The organism is bacterium (genome assembly GCA_026129405.1).
Lineage (GTDB): Bacteria > Desulfobacterota > Binatia > DP-6 > DP-6 > JAHCID01.
On record JAHCID010000004.1, the window covers coordinates 163,407 to 184,931 of the forward strand.

The window sequence follows — 21,525 nt, forward strand, 5'->3', positions numbered from 1 at the left end:
GGGTCCGGGGACGATGAGCATCCTCGATATCGTCCTGATCGGTCTGCTCGTGGTGGCCGCCGTCCGGGGCTTCTTCCGCGGCCTCCTGCGCGAGGTCTTCGGGCTCGGCGGTCTGGTCGGCGGCCTCTACCTGGCGGGCCGCCACGCCGAAGAGCTCGCGCCGCAGGTGGCCGCGGCCCTCGACATCTCGGTCATCCTCGCGAAGCTCGTCGCCGGAACCGGCATCGTGCTGGTCGCCTGGATCGTCGGCGGGCTGCTCGGCCGCATCGCCGATCGGCTGGCGCGCGCCGTGCTTCTCGGGCCGCTCAACCGCGTGGCCGGCATCGCCGCCGGCGTCGCCAAGGGCGCCGCGGCCCTGGGTTTGGCGCTGGTCTTCGTGCAGCGCGCCGCGCCCGAGAGCGAGGTGAAGGTCGAGATCGACCGCTCGCCGGTGGCGCGACCGCTCGTGGAGCTGGCCGAGCATCTGATCGAGGCCGGCCGGCCGTACGCCGAGGAGGCCGCGCAGGCGGCCTGACCATCCCATGGCCCGTATCGACGACGCCGCGATCCGCGACATCCGTGACCGCGCCAGCCTCTTCGAGGTGGTGTCGGACGTCGTCGCGCTGCGCCGGCGCGGGCGGAGCGCGCTCGGCTTGTGTCCGTTCCACGGCGAGAAGACGCCGTCGTTCACGGTCAGCGAGGAGCGCGGCTTCTATCACTGCTTCGGCTGCGGCGAGCACGGCGACGTCTTCGCGTTCGTCATGAAGACCCAGGCGCTCGCCTTCCCCGAAGCCGTGCGCTGGGTGGCGCAGCGCTTCGGCCTGCCGGTGCCGGAGACGGTCGCCGGGAACCTCCGGCGAACCGAGCCGCTGGCCGCCGCCACCGCGGCGGCGGAGGCGTTCTTCCGCAATACGCTGCGCGGCCCGCAGGGCGCCCGCGCCCGCGCCTATCTCGACGAGCGCGGCGTCGGCGCCGGGTCGATCGAGCGCTTCGGCCTCGGCTGGGCGCCGGGCGGCGACGCGCTGGCGCGCCACCTGCGCACGCAGGACGTCCACATGGACGACGCGGTCACCGCGGGCCTCGTCCTGCGGCGCGACAACGGCAGCTTCCTCGATCGCTTCCGCGAGCGCGTCATGTTCCCGATCCAGGACCTCACCGGCAAGGTGGTCGCCTTCGGCGGCCGCATCATGCCGGGCGCGACCGGGCCGGGCGGCGATCCGCCGCCGAAGTACCTGAACAGCCCCGAGTCGCCGCTCTTCCACAAGGGCCGCACGCTCTACGGCCTCGGCCTCGCGCGCGACGCCGTCCGCCAGAAGGGACGGGTCGTCGTCGTCGAGGGCTATCTCGACGTGATCGCACTGGCCCAGGCCGGCATCGGCGAGGTCGTGGCACCGCTCGGCACCGCGCTCACCGTCGAGCAGCTGCGCGTCGTGCGGCGCTTCAGCGAGCAGATCGTCGCCTGCTTCGACGGCGACGCCGCCGGCCGCCGCGCCGCCGCGCGCAGCTTTCCGGTCTTCGTCGAGGCCGGGCTGTGGGGTCGCGGCGTCTTCCTGCCCGCCGGCGACGATCCCGACACCTTCGTGCGCCGCGAGGGAGCCGCGGCGTTGAGCGCGCTCCTCGACGGGGCGGTGCCGCTCGTCGACGCGTATCTCGACGAGCTCGCCGGACCGCGGCGCGACGCCGTCGCGCGCCGCGCCGAGGCCGCCCGCGAGGTCGCCCGCGTCCTGCGCAGCGTGGAGAACCCGCTCGAGCGCGACGTGCTCGCGCGTCTCGCCGCCGACCGGCTCGGCGTCGGCGAGAATCGCTGCGCGCCGAGGCGCGGGCCGCGAAGCCGCCGGCGGAGCACCGACCGCCCGTCCGCCCCGCCGCCGCCGCGGCGCGTCCGGCGGGCGCGGGCGGGCGTCGCCGATCGCCGCCGTCGCCGAGCTCGAGCTGGTCGAGCTGCTCGTGCTCGATCCGTCGCTCGCGACGGCCGTGCGCGAGAGCGGCATCGTCGCCGAGTTCGAGAACGCCGCCCTGCGCGAGATCGCCGAGCGCCTGCTCGCCACCACCGACACCCCGGACCAATCCGCGGTGATCGACGAGCTGCCGGCTGCCCTGCGCGACCGCATCGCCCGCAAGCTGCTCGCCGACGAGCAGGAGATCGACCGCGAGCTCGCGCTGCGCGACTACGTCCACGTCATCCGCGAGCGCCGCCGGCGCCGACAGACCGGCCACCTCCTCGAAGAGCTCCGCGCCGCCGACGCGCAGGGACGCGTCCTGCCCGAGGCGACGCACGCCATGCAGCAGCACCTGACGGAGAAGACCCGCACGTGAGGACCCCCGCCGTGAGAATGCCCACCCAGGCCCACCACGAAGAACTCCCCCCCGACGCCCTCCTCCTGCCCACCGAAGCCGTTCCCGATCCCAGCGACGATCCGCTCGAGCCGGTCGACGACGCCGACGCCGAGGACGGCGAGCTCGTCGTCGCCGACGGTGCCGACGAGGACGAGGCCGCCGAGGAGCCCGAGATCGATCCGCTCGGCCTGATCGGCGCCGATCCGGTCCGCCTGTACCTGCGCCAGATGGGGCAGACCGCCCTGCTGACGCGCGAGGGCGAGGTCGAGATCGCCAAGCGCATCGAGGAGGGCGAGCAGGCGGCCACGCGCTGCTCGCTCGGCAGCCCGCTCGGGCTGCGTCACCTCGCGACGCTCGGCGAGGGGCTGCGTGCCGGAACCCTGCGCCTGCGCGACGTCACCGGCGCCGAGGTCGACGAGGACGGCGCGCCCGCGCCGGAAGACGCGCGCCAGCGCCGCCGCGTGCTGATGCAGTTCGCCCGCGTGCGCCGGCTGGTCGACGAGCGCGATACGCTCGCGAAACGGGTGCGCGGCACGAAGGGCGTCGGCAAGTTCGCCGAGCGGCTGGCGAGCGTCGAGAAGCGGCTCGCGTCGGCGCTGCTCGGCCTCGGCCTGTCGCGGCGGCAGATCGAGCAGGTCGAAGGCGAGCTCGACCGCCGCCACGCGCGCATCGAGCAGCTGCGGGGCCGCGTCCGCGAGATCGAGCACCAGCGGCCCCGCGGTCGCGAGGCGGCCGCCGAGGCCGTCGAGGAGACGCGCGCGGCCCGCCGCGAGGTGCGCGCGCTCGAGGCCGAGGTCGGCTTCACGGCGGCGCAGCTCGCCAAGCTCGTGCGCGAGACGCGCGCCGCCCGCCACCGCGCGCACGTGGCGAAGCAGGAGCTGATCGAAGCCAACCTGCGCCTCGTGGTCTCGATCGCGAAGCGCTACCTCCACCGCGGCCTCCAGTTCCTGGACGTCATCCAGGAGGGCAACATGGGGCTCATGCGCGCGGTCGAGAAGTTCGAGTATCAGCGCGGCTACAAGTTCTCGACCTACGCGACCTGGTGGATCCGCCAGGCCATCACGCGCGCGATCGCCGACCAGGCGCGGACCATCCGCATCCCGGTCCACATGGTCGAGACGATCAACAAGCTGCTGCGCATCCAGCGCGGGCTCGTGCAGGAGCTCGGTCGCGAGCCCACCCCCGAGGAGATCGGGGTGCGCATGGAGATGTCGGCCGAGAAGGTGCGCCGCGTGCTGCGCGTGACGCGCGAGCCGATCTCGCTCGAGACCCCCGTCGGCGAGGAGGAGGACAGCCACCTCGGCGACTTCATCGAGGACCACGACGCGGTCCCGCCGGTCGAGGCGTGCGTCGCCTCGGGCCTGCGCGATCACACCCGCAAGGTGCTCGGCACGCTGAGCCCCCGCGAGGAGCAGGTGCTGCGGATGCGCTTCGGGATCGGCGAGCGCTCGGATCACACCCTCGAGGAGGTCGGGTCGCGCTTCGCCGTGACGCGGGAGCGCATCCGACAGATCGAATCCAAGGCGCTGCGCAAGCTGCGGCACCCGACGCGCGCCAAGGTGTTGCGCAGCTTCTACGACGTCTGACCCCGCTCGCCCTTGCAGAGCACCGTCCGGGGTGGTTCACTGCGTCGCGCACGCGGGCCCATAGCTCAGGTGGTAAGAGCGGCCGGCTCATAACCGGCTGGTCGTGTGTTCGAGTCACACTGGGCCCACCATTCCGGCGACGGACCGCGGCGCGATCGAGGAGGCCGACGACATTGCCCTCACAAAGCGAGGCGCTCGCAAAGCTCGCCGAACTACAGCGGGTCGATCAGGGACTGAAGGAGAATACGGAGGCGGTCGCCGCGGGTGAGCGTCGCGTCGCCGAGCTCGAGGAGACGCTCCAGCGCCAGGAAGCCGCGACGGCTGCCGCGCGCAGCGCCCTCGCCGACCTGAACACGCGTCAGAAGGGGCTCGAAGAGCGGCTTGCCAGCGCCGAGACCCGCATGAAGGACAAGCGGATGCGCATCACCCGCATTCGCAACGACAAGGAGCTCGGGCTCGCCAAGCGCGAGGTCGAGCTGCTGAAGGAAGAGACGAGCCAGGTCGAGACCGAGCTCGTCGGCGTCCTCGAGCAGGTCGACGCCGCCCAGAAGCAGCTCGAGGCGGCCGAAGCCGCGCTGGCGGAGATCACGACCGCGCGCGACACCGAGGCGGGCGAGCTGCGCGAGACCGTCGCGCGGCTGAGCTCCGACATCGAGCGCGACAAGGCCCGGCGCGACGAGCTGGTCGGCGGCGTCGACGGCGATCTGCGCCGCAAGTACGAGCTGATCTTCTCGCGGCGGGGCGGCGTCGCGGTGGTGGCCGTGCGCGGCGGGACCTGCCTCGGCTGCCACATGCACGTGCCGCCGCAGCTCTTCATCCAGATCCAGCGCAACGAGCAGGTGATCGCGTGCCCGAATTGCCAGCGCATCCTGTTCTGGCAACCTGAACAAGACGCGGCGAACAGCTGAGCGTCGCGCGCCGTGCGCCGGAGGAGGTCGAGCAGCCGCTCGCCTCACGGCGGGAGGAAAGTCCGGACTCCACAGGGCAGGGTGGCCGCTAACGGCGGCCCCGGGCGACCGGGGGAAAGTGCAACAGAAAGCAGACCGCCCCGGGCCGCGAGGCCCGGAGCAAGGGTGAAACGGCGAGGTAAGAGCTCGCCAGATCCGCCGGTGACGGCGGATGCTCGGTAAACCCCACCCGGAGCAAGACCGTGTAGGAGGGAGCCCGGCGGCGACGTCGGGCACGGGTGGCCCGCCCGCTCCCTCGGGTCGGTCGCACGAACCCGCGGGCAACCGCGGGACCAGAGGAATGGCTGCTGGGTCCGCTTATTGGGCGGATCGACAGAATCCGGCTTACAGACCTCCTCCGGCGGACGGCGCGCGCCGCAGGGCCATGCGGCGCAACGCTTTCCGCTTCGCATGCGCACGAAAGCCGCAGCCCGCGCGGCTTTGCGCCCCGGCTACAACAATAGGTTGACAGCGGGGGCGGCGGGGGAGTAATGAGCCCGCCGTCGGGTGGGGAATCGTGGTGGTAGATGGGGAGCCGGTGGGCGTGAGTGGTGAAGATTCCCGTCGGATGTCATGTTCCGCGGCCATTTCGAGCATGCAGTCGATCAGAAGGGGCGGGTCGCCGTTCCCGCTCCCTTCCGCGAGGCGCTCTCCGCGCTCCCGGACGAGCGTCTCGTGGTCACGAAGTTCATGTTGGGTGGGAAGCGGTGTCTCGACGCCTACCCGCTCGCGTCCTGGCGGACGCTCGAAGAGAAGGTTCTCGCAAAGGAGCGTTTCGACCCCAAGATGATGGCCTTCCGGAACGTCTACATCTCCGGCGCGGCCGAGGTCGCGTGCGACGGTCAGGGCCGCATCCTGCTGCCGCCGACGCTGCGGCAGTACGCGGGCATCGCGGAGGCGGCCACCATCGTCGGCGACGTCGACAAGTTCCGCATCTGGGATCGGCAGAGCTGGCACGGACTCTTCGAGGAGCAGGAGCGGCTCGTCTTCGACGACCCGCACTTCCTCGCCGATCTGGACATCTGAGCAGAGCAACCACGTAATCGCGCGCGCCGCAGGGGTGCGGCGGAGGAGGAGGGGCGGTACGGTGACGGCGGACAGCGCTGCGGTACGACGTGGCGACGAGCCGCCGATGACGATCGACGAGACGGACGCCGGGCCGGGGGGCACAGCCCATGTATCGGTGCTGGAGGGGCAGGTGGTGGGGGGGCTGCGCCCCCGGCCGGGCGCCCGTCTCGTGGATGCGACGCTGGGAGCGGGCGGACATGCCGCCGCGCTCCTCGCCGCGGCGCCGGGCAGCGAGCTGCTCGGTCTCGATCGCGACCCCGACGCCCTCGAGCGAGCCCGGACGCGGCTCGCGCCGTTCGGCGCCCGCGTCCGCCTCCGCCACGGCTCCTTCGCCGACCTGGCCGTGCATCTCGCCGCGGTCGGCTGGGACGCCGTCGACGGCATCCTGCTCGACCTCGGCGTCAGCTCGATGCAGCTCGACGATCCCGCCCGCGGCTTCAGCTTCCGCGGCGCCGGCCCCCTCGACATGCGCATGGATCCGACGACGGGCGCGACCGCGGCCGACGTCGTCAACGCGTGGGACGAGGCCGCGCTGGCCGACGTCGTCGCCCGCTTCGGCGAGGAGCCGCGAGCCCGCGCCGTCGCCCGCGCCATCGTGCGCGCGCGACCCATCCGCGACACGGCGCACCTCGCCGAGGTGGTCGCGCGCGTCGTTGGCCAGAGGCGCCCCGGCCATCATCCGGCGACGCGAACGTTCCAGGGCATCCGCATCGCCGTGAACGGCGAGCTCGACGCGCTCGAGCGGGTGCTCGCCGCGGCGGTCGGGCTCCTGCGTCCAGGCGGCCGCCTCGCCGTGCTCGCCTACCACTCGCTGGAGGATCGTCTCGTGAAGGACGCGTTCCGTCGCTGGTCGACGGCCTGCACGTGCCCGCCGGGCCTGCCGCGCTGCGTGTGCGGCGGTCGCGCGACGGTGCGCCTCGTCGGCGCGCGGCCGATCCGGCCCGACGCGGCGGAGATCGCACGCAACCCGCGCGCCCGCAGCGCCCGGCTGCGCCTTGCCGAGCGCCTCGCGGGCGATCCCGGGGAGACCGCCCCGTGAGCGCGAGCGCCGCCCGCTCCACCGCCGGCGCGCCGCGCGTGCTCGCGGTGCGCCGGCCGCTCGTGCGTCCGGTCGGCGATCCGCGCCGCCTGCTGCGCATCATGCGCAGCCGGCTCGTGCGCCGCATGCTGCTGCTCGGCGGCGTGCTGATCGCGCTCTGCATGACGCAGGTCTGGCTCCAGCTCCAGGTCGTGCGCATCGGCTACGAGCTCCAGGCCGCGCGCCAGATGGCGCAGCGCCTCGACCAGGAGCACCGCGAGCTCCAGGCCGAGCTGGCGATGCTGCGCGACCCGGCGAAGCTGTCCGAGGTGGCGCGCACCCGGCTCGGTCTCGTCGATCCGCAGCGTGGTCAGGTGGTGCCGCTGCCATGAGCGGCGGCGCACTCAGCCGCGGGCGCCTGATCGCGGTCGGCGGCGTCTTCGCGCTCTTTCTCGGGCTGCTGCTCGCGCGCGCCGTCGACCTGACAGTGGTGCGCGGGCCCGAGTTCGCGCGCCGCGCCGCCCGCCAGCACACGAAGCGCATGGCGCTCGTTCCCCATCGCGGCGAGATCGTCGACCGCAACGGCGACATGCTCGCCCTGTCGCTCAACGTGCCGTCGATCTACGTCCGTCCGCGCGAGCTCGGGGCCGAAGGGCGCGCGCGGTTGCCGGAGGTGGCGCACGCGCTCGGGCTGTCGCCGAAATGGGCCTTGGAGCAGATCGACAAGGGCCAGCCGTTCGTCTGGCTGAAGCGCCAGGCGCTGCCGCGCGAGCTCGAGGCGGTGCGCGCGCTCGGCGTCCCCGGCGTCGACTACTTCGACGAGGCCCGGCGCGTGTATCCGCACGGTGCGCTCGCGGCGCACGTCCTCGGCTTCGTCGGCACCGACGCGCAGGGCCTCGGCGGCCTCGAGCGCCGCTTCGATCGCGAGATCCGCGGCGAGGTGCAGACCATCGACGTCGCGCGCGACGCCCACGGGCGCGCCTTCCTGCGCACCGACGGCGCGCAGGCGCAGGCCGGGCCGCCGCGCGGCAGCCGCGTCGAGCTGACGATCGACGCGACCATCCAGGCGGCCGTCGAGCGCGAGCTCGCGGCCGGCGTCGCCAACGCGAAGGCGGCGGCCGGCATCGCCATCGTCCTCGACCCGTGGACCGGCGAGGTGATGGCGCTGGCGAACGTGCCGACGTTCAACCCGAACGATCGCGCCCAGTGGGGCGACCACCGCAACAAGGACCGTCTCCGCAACCGGGCGGTGACGGATCCGTTCGAGCCCGGCTCGACGTTCAAGGCGTTCCTCGCCGCCGCGGCGCTCGACCTCGGCGCGGTGACCCCGAGCGAGCGCTTCTTCGCCGAGAACGGCGCCTACAAGGTCGGCAAGTGGACCATCAACGACGCCCACCCGCACGGCTGGCTGTCGTTCTCCGAGGTGATCCAGGTTTCGAGCAACATCGGCTGCACGAAGGTCGGCCTGCGCCTCGGCAGCGAGCGCTACCACGACTATCTCCGCCGCTTCGGCTTCGGCGAGCCGACGGGCATCGAGCTGCCGTCGGAGAGCGGCGGCATCATGCGGCCGCTGTCGCGGTGGACGCGCATCGACCTCACGGTGCAGAGCTTCGGGCAGGGCATCTCGGTGACGCCGCTGCAGATGGCGGCCGCATACGGTGCGATCGCGAACGGCGGCACCCTCATGCGGGCGCACCTCGTGCGCCGCATCGTCGCTCCGGACGGCCGCGTGACCTACGAGAACGGCCCGCGCCCCGTGCGCCGGGTGCTGGGTGAGGACGCGGCGCACACGACGACCGAGCTGCTCCGCCGCGTGGTCGAGGAGAAGGGCGGCACCGGCGGGCGCGCCAGGCTCGAGGACTTCTCGGTTGCAGGGAAGACGGGGACGGCGCAGAAGGTGTCGCCAGGCTCCCGTGGCTACAGCTCGAAACGCATCGGTTCCTTCGTCGGCTTCGTGCCGGCCGACCACCCGCGGGCGGTGATCGTGGTGTCGATCGACGAGCCGACGACGGCGACCTACGGGGGCGTCGTCGCCGCCCCCGTCTTCAAGGCCATCGCGCTCCAGACGCTGAAGGTGCTGGGCGTCAGCGCGCCCGCGCATCCCGAGCCGGCGCCGGCACCGGCGCCGCCCGCGGGCCGGCCGTCGCGCCCGAGCCGTGTCGTGCAGGTCGCCGACGTCGCTCCGGTGCCGTCCGCCGCCGAGCTGCTCGACGCCGGCGAGCCGCGCACGCCGAGCTTCCTCGGCCTCTCCCTGCGCGAGGCCCTCACCCGTGCCCACGCCCAAGGCTGGGCCGTCGAGATCCGCGGCAGCGGCTGGGTCGCCGGACAGCAGCCGCCGCCGGGCGCTCCGCTCGCGGACGATCGGCGCCTGGCCCTCGAGCTCCGTCCCGATCGTCCCCTCGCGCAGCCGTGATGCGGCTCGCGGCCCTGGTGGAGGGCCTCGGCCCGCTCGAGTTGGTGCGTGGTGGCGAGGTCGTGGTGCACGGCGTCGCCGTCGACTCGCGGCGCGTGCGACCCGGCGACGTCTTCGTCGCCCTCGCCGGGCGCACCACCGACGGCCGCCGCCACGTCGCCGACGCGATCGCGCGCGGCGCCATCGCCGTCGTCGCCGACGGCACCGTCGACGCCCCGGGCGCCGCGCTCGTGCGCACACCCGAGCCGCGTCGCCTGATGGCGCTCGTCGCCGCTCGGCTCGCCGGCGATCCGAGCGCGGCGCTGACGCTGGTCGGCGTCACCGGCACCAACGGCAAGACCACGACCACGTGGCTCCTCGAGGGCATCTGGAAGGCGGCCGGTCTCCGCACCGGCGTCATCGGCACGATCGCCTACCGCTTCGGCGAGGTCTCGCGCGAGGCGCCGTTCACGACGCCGGAGGCCTGCGACCTCCAGGCGCTGCTCGCGGAGATGCGCGCGGCGGGCGTCACCCACGTCGCGATGGAGGCCTCGTCGCACGCGCTGGCCCAGGATCGCGTCCTCGGGCTGCGCTTCGACGCGGCGGCGTTCACGAACCTCACGCGCGACCACATGGACTTCCACCGCGACGACGAGGAGTACTTCGCCGCCAAGGCGCGGCTCTTCCTGGAGCACCTGCCCGCGGGCGGCAAGCGGAACGCGGTGGCGGTGGTGAACGTCGACCACGACCCCGGCCGCCGCCTGGTCGCGCGCGTCCGCGGACGCTGCGTGCCCGTGGGGCAGGTCGACGACGCCCTCGTGCGCCTGTCCGACGTGACGAGCACGCTCGCCGGCACGCGCGGCCGGCTGACGTTCGGCAGCGAGACGCTCGCCTTCGCGAGCCCGCTCGTCGGCGCGCCGCACGCCGAGAACATCGGCCTCGCGGCGGCGACGGCCTGGGCGCTCGGCCTCGGGCCCGCGGAGATCGTGGCCGGCATCGCGACCACGGCCGCTCCGCCCGGACGGGTCGAGCGGCTCCCGGGACCCGGCTTCACGGTCGTCGTCGACTACGCGCACACGCCCGACGCGCTCGAGCGTCTGCTCGCCGCGCTGCGGCCGCTCACGCCCGGACGCCTGCTCACCGTCTTCGGCTGCGGCGGCGATCGCGACCGCGGCAAGCGGCCGCTGATGGGCGCCGCGGCGGGGCGCTGGAGCGACCTCGTCGTGCTCACCTCGGACAACCCGCGCACCGAGGAACCGGCGGCGATCCTCGCCGAGATCGAGCCCGGCGTACGCGAGGGCGGGCTCGCGCCGCTGCCCCGGCTCGACGCCGGTGGGCGCGGCTACGTCGTCGAGGCGGATCGGCCGGCGGCGATCGCGCTCGCGCTGCGCGCCGCGCGGCCCGGCGATCTCGTCGTCGTCGCCGGCAAGGGGCACGAGGACTACCAGATCGTCGGCACCGAGAAGCGCCACCTCGATGACCGCGAGGAGGTGCGTCGCGTGCTCGGCGCCGCCGGGGGCGCGGCGTGAGGCCGGCCCGATGAGCGCCTCCACCGAGCGCCTGGCGGCCGTGCTGCCGCTGACCCTCGCCGAGGTCCTCGCCGCCACCGGGGGGGAGCTGACGCGCCTCGGGGTACGCACGGTCTTCACCGGCGTCGCCACCGACACGCGCGTGCTCGAGCCGGGCGAGCTCTTCGTCGCCATCCGGGGCGACACGCACGACGGCCATACCCACCTCGCCGAGGCGGCGCGGCGCGGGGCGGGCGCGGTGATCGTCGAGCGGGCGCACGCCGACGCCGACCTGCCGTGCGGCGTGGTCGCCGTGCGCGAGAGCCTCGCCGCCCTGGGCGATCTCGCCGCCCACCATCGTCGCCGGCTGCGCGCCCGGGTGCTGGCCGTGGCCGGGAGCAACGGCAAGACGACCACCAAGGAGATGCTGGCCGCGATCCTGCGTCACGCGTTCGGCCCCGATGCGGTCGTCCACACGCGCGGCTCGCAGAACAACCTCGTCGGCCTGCCGCTGACGCTGCTGCGCGCGCGCGACGAGCGCGTCGTCGTGCTCGAGCTCGGCATGAACGGGCCGGGCGAGGTGTGGCGGCTGGCCGAGATCGCCGTGCCCGACGCGGGCGTGATCACCTGCGTCGCCGCCGAGCACCTGGAGGGCGTCGGCTCGCTGCACGGCGCCGCCGAGGCCGAGGCCGAGCTGTTCCGGCGCCTGCGGCCGTCCGCCACCGCCGTCGTCAACGCCGACGATCCGCTCGTCGAGCGTGCCGCCGCAGCGGCGCCGGGCCCGACGTTGCGCTTCGGCCGGCGCGGCGAGGTCCACGCCGAGGACACGATCGATCACGGCCTCGACGGCACGAGCTTCCGCCTCGTGACGCCGCACGGCGCCGCCGACGTGCGCCTGCGCGTGCCCGGCCGGCACAACGTCTCCAACGCGCTCGCCGCCGCCGCGATGGCGCACCTCGCGGGTGTCGAGCCCGTCGCCGTCGCCGAGGCGCTGGCAGCCTTCGAGCCGCCCAGCATGCGCATGCAGGTGGTGCGGCTGGCGTCGGGCGTGACCGTCATCAACGACGCCTACAACGCCAACCCGGGCTCGATGGCCGCCGCCCTCGAGACGCTGGCACGCAGCCGCGCGACGCGCCGTCTCGCCGCGCTCGGCGAGATGCTCGAGCTGGGGGACGCGGCCGAGGCGGCGCACGCGGCGCTCGGCGAGGCGGCGGCCGCGGCCGACGTCGACGGTCTCTGGCTCATCGGCACGCATGCCGCGCTGGTGCGGGCGGGTGCCGAGGCGGCCGGCCTGCCGCCGGAGCGCATCACCGTCGCCGCCACGCACGAGGAGCTGGCCGAGCGCCTGCGCACGGCGTGCGCGCCCGGCGACCTCCTCCTTCTCAAGGGCTCGCGAGGCGCCGCGCTCGAGCGCGTCCTCGCCCATCTCGCCGCGGAGACCGCCCGGTGATGCTCTACGTCCTGCTCTTCGACCTGCACACACGCTGGCCGCCGCTGAACGTGTTCAAGTACATCACGTTCCGCACGCTGCTGGCGGCGCTGACGGCGCTGACGCTGTCGCTGCTGCTCGGGCCCGTGCTCATCCGCCGCCTCCAGGCGATGCAGATCGGCCAGTCGATCCGCGACGACGGCCCCGCGGCCCACGCCACCAAGGCCGGGACGCCGACCATGGGCGGCACGCTGATCCTCTTCACGCTCGTGCTCTCGACGCTGCTGCTCGCCGATCCGTCGGCGCACTACGTGTGGGTGGCGGTGCTGGTGACGCTCGGCCACGGCCTGATCGGCTTCTTCGACGACTTCGCCAAGGTCCGCAAGCGCAACTCCGCCGGCCTCTCGGGTCGCGTGCGGCTCGCCTGCGAGCTCGTGATCGGCGCCGCCGCGGCGGCCGTGATCTACGCCTGGTCGGAGCAGGGCGGGCAGATCACGATGCCGTTCTTCAAGGACGTCCGTCCCGATCTCGGGCTCTGGTACATCCCGTTCGGCGCCCTCGTGATCGCCGGCGCCGCCAACGCGGTGAACCTCACCGACGGCCTCGACGGGCTCGCCATCGGCCCCGTCATGGTCGCGGGCACCACGTACATGATCTTCGCCTACGTGGCCGGCAACGCGCGCATCGCCGAGTACCTCCAGATCCCGTACGTCGCCGGCGCCGGCGAGCTGGCCGTCTTCTGCGGCGCGCTCGCGGCCGCCGGCATGGGCTTCCTGTGGTACAACGCCTATCCGGCGCAGATGTTCATGGGCGACGTCGGCTCGCTGGCGCTCGGCGCCGCGCTCGGCGTCGTGGCCCTCATCACCCGCCAGGAGATCGTGCTGCTGCTGGTCGGCGGCGTGTTCGTGATCGAGACGCTGTCGGTGATCGGCCAGGTCGCCTCGTTCAAGCTGCGGCGCAAGCGCATCTTCCGCATGGCGCCGATCCACCACCACTTCGAGCTCCTCGGCTGGCCCGAGCCGCAGATCATCGTCCGTGCCTGGATCGTCGCGATCATCTGCGCGCTGCTCGCCCTGTCGACGCTGAAGCTGCGCTGACCATGCCCTCGCTGCCGCGCCGCGCCCTCGTCGTGGGCTTCCGTCGCACCGGCCAGGCGGTGGCGCGGGTGCTGCGCGACCACGGCGTCGCCGTGCGCGTCGCCGACGCCCGGGACGCGACGGCGCTGGGCGTCGAGCCGGCGGCGTGGCCCGACGTGGAGCTGCGGCTCGGCACCGACGTCGCCGACGCGCTCGGCGACGCCGAGCTGGTCGTGCCGAGCCCGGGCGTGCCGCGCGGTGCGCCGGTGCTCGCGGCTGCATGCGCAGCCGGCGTGCCGGTGTGGAGCGAGATCGAGCTGGCCGCCCGGCTGCTCGCGTGCCCGATCGTCGGCATCACCGGCACGAACGGCAAGAGCACGACGACGACGCTCGTCGGCGCCGCGCTGGCCGCCGACCGCCCGACCTTCACCGGCGGCAACCTCGGCACGCCGCTCGCCCTCGCGGTCGCCGCCGCGCCCGCGATCGCGGTGGCGGAGATCTCGACCTTCCAGCTGGAGTGGACCGAGCGCTTCCGCCCCGCGGTGGGCGCGCTGCTCAACGTCACGCCCGACCACCTCGATCGGCACGCCGACTTCGCCGAGTACCGCGACCTGAAGGCCCGGCTGTTCGTCGCGCAGACGGCCGGCGACCACGCGGTGCTGAACCGCGACGATCCCGAGACCTGGGCGCTGCGCGAGCGGCTCGCCGCGCGCGTGACGTCGTTCGGGTGGAGCGCGGTGGCGGCCGGCGCCTTCGTCGACGGCGACGCCGTCGTCTGGCGCGTCCCGGGCGCGGCGGAGGAGCGCTACGGCCTCGGCCGCACGCGGCTGCGCGGCCGGCACAACGTCGAGAACGTCTGCGCTGCGGTCGCCATCGCCCGCCTCGCCGGCGCGCCGCCCGCCGGCGTGCAGGCCGCGATCGACGGCATCGAGCCGCTGCCGCACCGCCTGGCGTTGGTCGCCGAGCGGGGTGGGGTGGCGTGGTGGGACGATTCCAAGGCCACCAACGTCGGCGCGGCGGTGAAGAGCCTCGAGTCGTTCGACGGGCCCGTGCTGCTCCTCGCGGGCGGCGTCGACAAGGGCGGCGACTATGCGCCGCTGGCCGCCGCCGCGCGCCGCTCCGTGCGCCAGGCGCTCGTCTTCGGCGCGGCGCGCGAGCGCATCGCCGCCGCGCTCGGGGCCGCCTCGGTGCCCGTGCGGATGGTCGCGTCGCTGCCCGTCGCGGTGGAGGCGGCGGCCGCCGCCGCGCGTCCCGGCGACAGCGTGCTGCTGGCGCCGGCGTGCGCCAGCTTCGACATGTTCGCGGACTATGCGGCGCGGGGCCGGGCGTTCCGCGCCGCCGTGGAGGCCCTGCCATGACGAATCCCTCGCGCGCTCCGCAGCTCGCCCACGCCGCCGCCGGGACCGGCACCGCCCATGCCCTCGGCACCGGCCTCGAGGCCGCGCCGCTCTTCCGCGGCCCGCTCGAGAACCAACGGCCGCGCATCGTGATGACGATGGCGGGCGATCCCTGGCTGCTGCTCGCCGTCGCCGGCCTCGTCGGCATCGGCCTCGTCATGGTGTTCAACGTCAGCTGGTTTCCGGGCGACGACGACTTCCGCGACCCGCTGCACTTCTTCAAGAAGCACTTCGTCTCGATCCTGCTCGGCACGACGCTCGGCTTCGTCGCGTCGCGCGTCCGCTCCGACGCCTACCGGCGCCTGGCCTATCCGCTCCTCGGCGTGGCGCTCGTCGGGCTCGTCCTCGTGCTGATCCCGGGCATCGGCGTCGAGCGCAGCGGCGCGCGGCGCTGGCTGCCGCTCGGGCCGCTCGCGTTCCAGCCGTCGGAGCTGGCGAAGCTCGCGCTGGTGATCTACCTGGCGGCGTCGCTCGCCCGGAAGGGGCCGCGCATCCGTGAGCTGGGCTTCGGCGTCCTGCCCCACTGCATGGTGGTCGGGCTCGTCGCCGGGCTGTGTCTGCTCGAGCCGGACTTCGGGACCGCGGCGCTGTCGACGGGCATCCTCGTCGCCATGCTGTGGGCGGCGGGCGCGCGTCTCATGCACCTCGGGCTCTTCGCGGCGGCGGCGCTGCCCGGGCTCGCCTTCCTCGTCATCATGGAGCCGTACCGCATGCGGCGGCTCGCCTCGTTCCTCGACTATACGAAGGACCCCCAGGGGATGGGCTACCAGCTCCTCCAGTCGCTCATCGCCTTCGCCTCGGGCGAGCTCACGGGGGCGGGGCTCGGCATGGGGCAGCAGAAGATGCACTTCCTGCCCGCCGCCCACACCGACTTCATCTTCGCGGTGATCGGCGAGGAGCTGGGGCTGCTCGGCGCCTTCACGGTCATGGCGCTCTTCACCGTGCTGCTCGTGCGCGGGCTGCGCATCGCGATGCGCCACCCCGACGCGTTCGCAGGTCTGCTCGCGTTCGGGCTGACGGTGCATCTCGTCCTCCAGGGCATGCTCAACATCGGCGTCGCCCTCGGCTGCCTGCCGACCAAGGGCCTGACGCTGCCGTTCGTCTCCTACGGCGGCTCGGCGATGATGCTCGCGCTGCTCGAGGCGGGCGTGCTGGTCGGCCTCGCCCGCGAGGCGGGGTGAGCCCGCAGGCCCAGGCGCGGCCCGACGTGGTGGTGGCCGGCGGCGGTACGGGCGGCCACGTCTTCCCGGGGCTGGCGCTGGCGCGGGCGCTCGCCGGCCGCGGTCTGCGCGTGCACTTCGTCGGCACCGCCGCGGGCCTGGAGGCGCGCGCCGTGCCCGCCGCGGGCTTCCGCTCGCGCTGGTGCCGGGGCGCGCGGTGCGCGGCGGCGGCGCCGGCGGCGCCGTCCGCGGCGCGGCGGCGCTCGGGGCCGGTATCGCCACCGCGCTCGGGCTGGTCGGCCGGCTGCGCCCGCGGCTCGTGGTCGGCGTCGGCGGCTACGCCTCGGCGGCGATGGTCGTCGCCGCCTGGCTGCGGCGGGTGCCGGTCGTGCTCCAGGAGCAGAACGCGATTCCCGGTGCGACGAACCGCAGCCTCGCCCGCCTGGCGCGGGTCGTGTGCGTCGGCTTCGCGGAGGCGTCGCGGTATCTGCCGGCGGGGCGGGCGGTCCACACCGGCAACCCGTTGCGGCCCGAGGTGCTCGCGGCGCCGCCCGCGCCGCCGGCCCCGGGGACGGGCCTCCTCGTCTTCGGCGGCAGCCAGGGTGCCCAGCGCATCAACGCCGCGACGCTGGCCGCCATGGAGCGCCTCGGGCCGGCGGCCGCCGGGCTGCGCATCGTGCACCAGACCGGCGCGGCCGAGCGCGAGCAGGTGGCGGCGGGCTACGCGCGGCTCGGCCTCGCGGCGCGGGTCGAGGCCTTCATCCAGGACATGGGTGCAGCCTATCGCGCCGCCGACCTCGTGGTCGCACGCGCCGGCGCCATGAGCTGCTCGGAGATCGCCGCGATGGGCCTGCCGGCGATCCTCGTGCCGTACCCCTTCGCCGTCGACGACCACCAGCGCGCCAACGCCGAGGTCCTGGTGCACGCCGGCGCCGCGCGCATGATCCTCGACCGCGAGCTCGACGGCGCGACGCTCGGCGCCGCGCTCGCCGCGCTCGCCGGCGACGCCGACGTGCGCCGCGCGATGGCGGCCCGCGCGCGTGCGGTCGCACGCCCCGAGGCCGCGGAAGCTGCGGCCGACGTGTGTTGCCGCGTCATGCGCCCTGCATCCCCTTGAAGATGGCGATGGCGCTCTGTAAACCTCCGCCTCGTGGCCGGGCAGGTCGGGTGGGCGGGGTGGCCGCTGCGGGCGCTCCACGGAGTGACGGCGATGAACGGGCCGAGACGTCGGGTACACTTCGTCGGGATCGGCGGTATCGGCATGAGCGGCATCGCCGAGGTCCTGCTGACGCTCGGCTACGCGGTCTCCGGCTCCGACCTCGCCGAGAGCGAGACCACCCGCCGCCTCGAGCGGCTCGGCGCGCGCATCCATCTCGGCCCGCACGCGGCGGAGCACGTCGACGAGGACGTCGACGTCCTCGTCATCTCGTCGGCGGTGAAGTTCGCCAACCCCGAGGTCGTCCGCGCGCGCGAGCTGAAGGTGCCGGTGATCCCGCGCGCCGAGATGCTGGGCGAGCTGATGCGGATGAAGAACGGCATCGCGATCGCCGGCACCCACGGCAAGACGACCACCACGTCGCTCGTCGGAGCCGTGCTGCGCGAGGCCGGACGCGACCCGACGATCGTCGTCGGCGGCAAGCTGCTCGGGCTCGGGACGAACGCCCGCCTCGGGCAGGGCGAGTTCCTCGTCGCCGAGGCCGACGAGAGCGACGGCTCGTTCCTTCTCCTCTCACCCGTGGTCGCCGTGGTCACCAACATCGACCCCGAGCACCTCGACCACTTCGGCGACATGGACCGGGTCCGCGCCGCGTACCTCGAGTTCGTGAACCGCGTGCCGTTCTACGGCCTCGCCGTGTTGTGCATCGACAACGTCAACGTTCGTGGCATGCTGCCGCACGTGCGTAAGCGCTTCGTCACCTACGGCGAGTCGCCCGACGCCGACTGGCAGGCGCGCGACCTGCGCGTCGTCGGCCTCGAGACGCACTTCGACGTCTGGCGCGGCGGCGAGCGCCTCGGCCCGGTGCGCCTGCGCATGCCCGGCCGGCACTACGCGCTCAACGCCGTCGCCGCGCTCGCGGTGGCGCACGACCTCGGCATCCCCTGGCGCATCGCCGCGCACGCGCTCGAGGAGTTCGGCGGCGTCCATCGCCGCTTCGAGGTGCGGGGCGAGGAGCGCGGCATCCTCGTCATCGACGACTACGGCCATCACCCCGAGGAGATCCGGGTGACCCTGCGCGCGGCGCGTGAGGGCTTCGACCGCCGCCTGGTCGTCGTCTTCCAGCCGCACCGCTACTCGCGCACGCGCGACCTCTTCGACGACTTCCTGACCCCGTTCGACGACGCCGACCTGCTGCTCCTGACGGAGGTCTACGCCGCCGGGGAGGAGCGCATCGAGGGCGTCGGCGGCGAGGCGCTCTACCAGGCGCTCAAGAAGCGCGGCCACCTCGACGTCCGCTGGGTGCCGGCGCGCGAGCGGCTGGCCGACACCCTGGCCACGGTGCTGCGCGAGGGCGACCTCGTGCTCGTGCTCGGCGCCGGCGACGTCTACCGCACCGCCGACGAGCTGCTCGCGCTCCTGCGCAGCGGCGTGCCGATCTCGCAGATCCACTGACCATGATGGCGCCGTCCAACGATCTGGCCCGCGTGCTCGACGGCAAGGTGCGGCGGCACGAGTCGCTCGCCCGCCACACGTCGTACCGCATCGGCGGACCGGCCGACTGGTTCGCGCAGCCGGAGACCACGGCGGAGCTGGGGGCGCTGCTCGTCGCCGCGCGCGCGGCCGGCGTCGGCGTGACGCTGCTCGGCGGCGGCTCGAACATGCTGGTCGGCGACGGCGGCGTGCGCGGCCTCGTGGTCAAGCTCGGGCGCGGCTTCCGGCGCGCGACCTGGCGCCCGGACGGCGTGCGCGCCGGCGCCGCGGTACAGCTCGGACGCCTCGCGCGCGACAGCGCGACCCGGGGCCTCGCTGGTCTCGAGCACGCCGAGGGCATCCCCGGCACGGTCGGCGGCGCGCTGTTCATGAACGCGGGCGCCTACGGCGGCGACGTCGCGACGGTCGTGCGTGCGATCGAAGGCATCGGCCCCGACGGCGTGTCGCGCGAGCTGCCGGCGGTGGACGTCCCGTTCCGCTACCGGCGGGCGGATCTCCCCGAGGGCTTCGTGGTGACGGCGGTCGACTTCGCGCTGCGCCCGGACGACGCGGCGGCGGTGCGGGTGCGCATGGAGGCGGTGCGGGCGCGGCGGGTCGCGAGCCAGCCCCACGGCGAGCCCAACTCGGGCTCGGTCTTCAAGAACCCGCACGGTGATCACGCCGGGCGGCTGATCGAGGCGGCCGGGCTGAAGGGGTGGCGCGTCGGCGGGGCGCGCATCTCCGAGCGGCACGCGAACTTCATCGTGAACGGTGGCGGCGCGCAGGCGTCCGACGTGCAGACCTTGATGGCGATCGCCCAGCGGGCGGTGTGGGAGCGGAGTGGGGTATGGCTGGAGCCCGAGGTTCGGCTCGTCGGTCGTTGGTGAGCGGGCGCCTGCTGCGACGCCTCCTCCGGCGACGGGGCAACCGGCATCGGCCCGGCCGGCACGAGCGCGGCGGCGCCGCAGCGCTGCCGCCGACGGTGACGCGCGTGCTGCGCACCGTCGTGCCGCTCGCGCTGCTCGCGGCCGTGACCCCGGCGGCGCTCGAGGCCGCGCGCGCGCACTCGTACTTCGCCGTGCACGAGGTCGCGCTCCAGCACCGCGGCCGCCTCGCGCCCGAGGCGCTGCGCGAGGCCGTCGCGATCGCCCCCGGCACCAGCATCTGGGACGTCGACCGCGAAGCCATCGTGGCGCGCGTGCAGGCGCTGCCGTGGGTGCGCACGGTGCGCGTGCGGCGGCAGCTGCCCGACCGCGTCGTGGTGCGCGTGCGCGAGCACCGTCCCGCGGCGATCGTCGCGCTCGACGGCGACGCGGTCGAGCTGTTCTACGTCGCGGCCAACGGGCGCATCTTCGCGGCCGTCGGCGGCACCGACGGCCGCGATCTGCCCTACGTCACCGGCATTCGCCGTGACGACCTCGACGGTCGCCGCGGCTTCGGGCCGCGCGCGGTGCACCGCGCGCTCGGGCTCCTGCGGCTCGTGGCGCGCGACGCGACCGGGCTCGGGCCGGTGTCGGAGGTGCACGTCGACGCGGCGACGGGGCTGACGCTGCATCCCATGCAGCCGGCGGTGCCGATCGTGCTCGGCTGGGGCGGGTACGGAGAGAAGATCGCGCGGGTGCAGCGCGTCCTGCCGCTGTGGCAGGGGCGCTTCGCGGAGCTGCGCGAGGTCACGTGCGAGTTCGAGGACGAGGTGATCGTCCGCCTCCGGGAGCCGCGCAAGCCGGCGGCGCCCGCGCGGACGACGGGGGCCTAGGATGGGGAAGCGCAATCCGCTCGTGGTGGGGCTCGACGTCGGCACCTACAAGGTGGGCGTCGTCGTGGCCGAGGTGCAGGAGACGGGGGTCGAGATCGTCGGCATCGGCACCCACGCGTCCACGGGGCTCAAGAAGGGCACCGTCGTGAACATCGACGCCACCGTCGACGCCATCCGCAAGGCCGTCGACGAGGCCGAGCTGATGGCCGGCTGCGAGATCCGCACGGTCGTGGCGGGCTCGGCTGGCAGCCACATCAAGGGGTTCAACAGCCACGGCGTCGTGGCCGTGAAGAACCGCGAGGTGGCGTCCGGCGACGTCGAGCGCGTGCTCGAGGCGGCGCGCGCGCTGCCGCTGCCGATGGACCGCGAGGTCCTGCACGTGCTGCCGCAGGAGTTCGTGGTCGACGACCAGGACGACATCAAGATGCCGGTCGGCATGGCCGGCGTCCGGCTCGAGGCCCGGGTGCACATCGTCACCGGGACGATCAGCTCGGGGCAGAACCTGGTGAAGTGCTGCAATCGCGCCGGGCTGCACGTCGAGGACGTGCTCGCGAGCCCGCTCGCGGCCGGCGGCGCGGTGCTCACCCCCGAGGAGCGCGAGCTCGGCGTCGCGCTGATCGACGTGGGGGCGGGGACGACGTCGACCGTCGTCTGGCACGGCGGCGCCATCCACCACACGGCGGTGCTGCCGGTGGGCGGCGGGCACGTGACCAGCGATCTCGCCGCCGCGCTGCGGACGCCGTTCGCCGACGCCGAGCGCCTGAAGAAGCTGAGCGGCGCGGCCGACGCGCTCGGCGCGTCGCCCGATCTCAGCGTCGAGGTCGCGGGGCTCGGCGGGCGCCCGGCGCACAAGCTCTCGCAACGCCAGCTCGCGGAGTTCATCGAGCCACGCGCCGAAGAGATCCTCGCGCTCGTGCGCAGCGAGATCGAGCGTGCGGGTTGCGCAGGTCTGCTCACGTCGGGCGTCGTGCTCACGGGCGGCGGTGCGGTGCTCGCGGGCATGACCGATCTCGCGGAGCGCGTCTTCCGCACGCCGACGCGACTCGGAACGCCGCTACATCTGCATGGTTTGGTTGACGTCGTCGCGAGCCCGATGTATGCGACCGCCGTCGGCCTCGTACTGCACGGACTCGAACGACACGCGCGAGTCGGCAGCGGCGATGACGATTCGATGCTCGCGCCACTCAAGCGCGCGCGACATCGAGTGACGAGCTGGTTACGGGAATTCTTCTAGAGGTCTAGA

At 74.2% G+C, this 21,525-nt stretch carries 17 protein-coding genes, 1 tRNA gene, 1 other RNA gene and 1 pseudogene; all 20 read left to right on the plus strand.

The annotated features are described in order from the left end of the window. Positions 1-13 precede the first annotated feature (13 nt). The 20 genes and pseudogenes from KIT14_16395 to ftsA all read left to right on the plus strand — a co-directional run bounded on the left by KIT14_16395 (position 14) and on the right by ftsA (position 21,516). Positions 14-514 (plus strand): CvpA family protein, encoded by a 501-nt coding sequence (locus KIT14_16395; GenBank protein ID MCW5892104.1) that lies wholly within the window; start codon positions 14-16, stop codon positions 512-514. Positions 515-521: 7 nt separating this feature from the next. After that, positions 522-3,902, plus strand: a complete 3,381-nt coding sequence (gene dnaG, locus KIT14_16400) for a DNA primase (GenBank protein ID MCW5892105.1) — start codon at positions 522-524, stop codon at positions 3,900-3,902. A gap of 54 nt (positions 3,903-3,956) precedes the next feature. Then, positions 3,957-4,033, plus strand: a tRNA-Ile gene (locus tag KIT14_16405). 42 nt (positions 4,034-4,075) lie between these two features. Continuing rightward, on the plus strand, positions 4,076-4,810 hold the full coding sequence (locus KIT14_16410) for a hypothetical protein (GenBank protein ID MCW5892106.1): 735 nt from the start codon (positions 4,076-4,078) through the stop codon (positions 4,808-4,810). Between the two features lie 19 nt (positions 4,811-4,829). Next, positions 4,830-5,213: RNase P RNA component class A (gene rnpB, locus KIT14_16415), an RNA gene on the plus strand. Between the two features lie 209 nt (positions 5,214-5,422). Continuing rightward, positions 5,423-5,875: a division/cell wall cluster transcriptional repressor MraZ gene (gene mraZ, locus KIT14_16420; protein MCW5892107.1), complete on the plus strand. Its 453-nt coding sequence runs from the start codon at positions 5,423-5,425 to the stop codon at positions 5,873-5,875. A 106-nt stretch (positions 5,876-5,981) separates the two neighbouring features. Further along, positions 5,982-6,956 carry a 16S rRNA (cytosine(1402)-N(4))-methyltransferase RsmH gene (rsmH, locus tag KIT14_16425; GenBank protein MCW5892108.1) on the plus strand — a complete coding sequence of 325 codons (975 nt, stop codon included), beginning with the start codon at positions 5,982-5,984 and terminating at the stop codon, positions 6,954-6,956. Beyond that, positions 6,953-7,327 (plus strand): cell division protein FtsL, encoded by a 375-nt coding sequence (locus KIT14_16430; GenBank protein MCW5892109.1) that lies wholly within the window; start codon positions 6,953-6,955, stop codon positions 7,325-7,327. Before rsmH ends, KIT14_16430 begins: the two co-directional genes overlap by 4 nt. Then, positions 7,324-9,348, plus strand: coding sequence for a penicillin-binding protein (locus tag KIT14_16435; GenBank protein MCW5892110.1), 2,025 nt, complete (start codon positions 7,324-7,326; stop codon positions 9,346-9,348). The genes KIT14_16430 and KIT14_16435 overlap by 4 nt, the downstream gene beginning before the upstream one ends. Further along, positions 9,348-10,856: a UDP-N-acetylmuramoyl-L-alanyl-D-glutamate--2,6-diaminopimelate ligase gene (locus tag KIT14_16440; GenBank protein ID MCW5892111.1), complete on the plus strand. Its 1,509-nt coding sequence runs from the start codon at positions 9,348-9,350 to the stop codon at positions 10,854-10,856. The genes KIT14_16435 and KIT14_16440 overlap by 1 nt, the downstream gene beginning before the upstream one ends. 40 nt (positions 10,857-10,896) lie before the next feature. Continuing rightward, the gene (locus tag KIT14_16445; GenBank protein ID MCW5892112.1) at positions 10,897-12,285 is read left to right on the plus strand and encodes a UDP-N-acetylmuramoyl-tripeptide--D-alanyl-D-alanine ligase; all 1,389 of its coding nucleotides are present in this window, start codon (positions 10,897-10,899) and stop codon (positions 12,283-12,285) included. Further along, positions 12,285-13,361 (plus strand): phospho-N-acetylmuramoyl-pentapeptide-transferase, encoded by a 1,077-nt coding sequence (gene mraY / locus KIT14_16450; protein MCW5892113.1) that lies wholly within the window; start codon positions 12,285-12,287, stop codon positions 13,359-13,361. The genes KIT14_16445 and mraY overlap by 1 nt, the downstream gene beginning before the upstream one ends. Positions 13,362-13,363: 2 nt before the next feature. Then, a complete protein-coding gene (gene murD, locus KIT14_16455) occupies positions 13,364-14,698 on the plus strand; it encodes a UDP-N-acetylmuramoyl-L-alanine--D-glutamate ligase (protein MCW5892114.1) in 1,335 nt (444 codons plus the stop codon). Next, positions 14,695-15,918: a putative lipid II flippase FtsW gene (gene ftsW / locus KIT14_16460; GenBank protein MCW5892115.1), complete on the plus strand. Its 1,224-nt coding sequence runs from the start codon at positions 14,695-14,697 to the stop codon at positions 15,916-15,918. Before murD ends, ftsW begins: the two co-directional genes overlap by 4 nt. Continuing rightward, positions 15,804-16,088: pseudogene (locus KIT14_16465) on the plus strand (glycosyltransferase). The gene ftsW and the pseudogene KIT14_16465 overlap by 115 nt, the downstream one beginning before the upstream one ends. Before the next feature lie 11 nt (positions 16,089-16,099). Beyond that, on the plus strand, positions 16,100-17,014 hold the full coding sequence (locus KIT14_16470) for a UDP-N-acetylglucosamine--N-acetylmuramyl-(pentapeptide) pyrophosphoryl-undecaprenol N-acetylglucosamine transferase (protein ID MCW5892116.1): 915 nt from the start codon (positions 16,100-16,102) through the stop codon (positions 17,012-17,014). A 93-nt stretch (positions 17,015-17,107) separates the two neighbouring features. Further along, on the plus strand, positions 17,108-18,508 hold the full coding sequence (locus KIT14_16475) for a UDP-N-acetylmuramate--L-alanine ligase (protein ID MCW5892117.1): 1,401 nt from the start codon (positions 17,108-17,110) through the stop codon (positions 18,506-18,508). A gap of 2 nt (positions 18,509-18,510) precedes the next feature. Then, the gene (murB, locus tag KIT14_16480) at positions 18,511-19,413 is read left to right on the plus strand and encodes a UDP-N-acetylmuramate dehydrogenase (protein MCW5892118.1); all 903 of its coding nucleotides are present in this window, start codon (positions 18,511-18,513) and stop codon (positions 19,411-19,413) included. Beyond that, positions 19,410-20,282 carry an FtsQ-type POTRA domain-containing protein gene (locus KIT14_16485; protein MCW5892119.1) on the plus strand — a complete coding sequence of 291 codons (873 nt, stop codon included), beginning with the start codon at positions 19,410-19,412 and terminating at the stop codon, positions 20,280-20,282. Before murB ends, KIT14_16485 begins: the two co-directional genes overlap by 4 nt. Position 20,283: 1 nt before the next feature. Then, positions 20,284-21,516 carry a cell division protein FtsA gene (gene ftsA / locus KIT14_16490; GenBank protein ID MCW5892120.1) on the plus strand — a complete coding sequence of 411 codons (1,233 nt, stop codon included), beginning with the start codon at positions 20,284-20,286 and terminating at the stop codon, positions 21,514-21,516. The last annotated feature ends 9 nt before the right edge of the window (positions 21,517-21,525 follow it).

Excerpts from the sequence above, each read along its gene's own strand:
- KIT14_16395 (MCW5892104.1), top strand. The coding sequence starts at position 14 with ATGAGCATCCTCGATATCGTCCTGATCGGTCTGCTCGTGGTGGCCGCC.
- dnaG (MCW5892105.1), top strand. The coding sequence starts at position 522 with ATGGCCCGTATCGACGACGCCGCGATCCGCGACATCCGTGACCGCGCC.
- mraZ (MCW5892107.1), top strand. The coding sequence starts at position 5,423 with ATGTTCCGCGGCCATTTCGAGCATGCAGTCGATCAGAAGGGGCGGGTC.
- rsmH (MCW5892108.1), top strand. The coding sequence starts at position 5,982 with ATGACGATCGACGAGACGGACGCCGGGCCGGGGGGCACAGCCCATGTA.
- KIT14_16435 (MCW5892110.1), top strand. The coding sequence starts at position 7,324 with ATGAGCGGCGGCGCACTCAGCCGCGGGCGCCTGATCGCGGTCGGCGGC.
- KIT14_16440 (MCW5892111.1), top strand. The coding sequence starts at position 9,348 with ATGCGGCTCGCGGCCCTGGTGGAGGGCCTCGGCCCGCTCGAGTTGGTG.
- mraY (MCW5892113.1), top strand. The coding sequence starts at position 12,285 with ATGCTCTACGTCCTGCTCTTCGACCTGCACACACGCTGGCCGCCGCTG.
- murD (MCW5892114.1), top strand. The coding sequence starts at position 13,364 with ATGCCCTCGCTGCCGCGCCGCGCCCTCGTCGTGGGCTTCCGTCGCACC.
- ftsW (MCW5892115.1), top strand. The coding sequence starts at position 14,695 with ATGACGAATCCCTCGCGCGCTCCGCAGCTCGCCCACGCCGCCGCCGGG.
- KIT14_16475 (MCW5892117.1), top strand. The coding sequence starts at position 17,108 with ATGAACGGGCCGAGACGTCGGGTACACTTCGTCGGGATCGGCGGTATC.
- murB (MCW5892118.1), top strand. The coding sequence starts at position 18,511 with ATGATGGCGCCGTCCAACGATCTGGCCCGCGTGCTCGACGGCAAGGTG.
- ftsA (MCW5892120.1), top strand. The coding sequence starts at position 20,284 with ATGGGGAAGCGCAATCCGCTCGTGGTGGGGCTCGACGTCGGCACCTAC.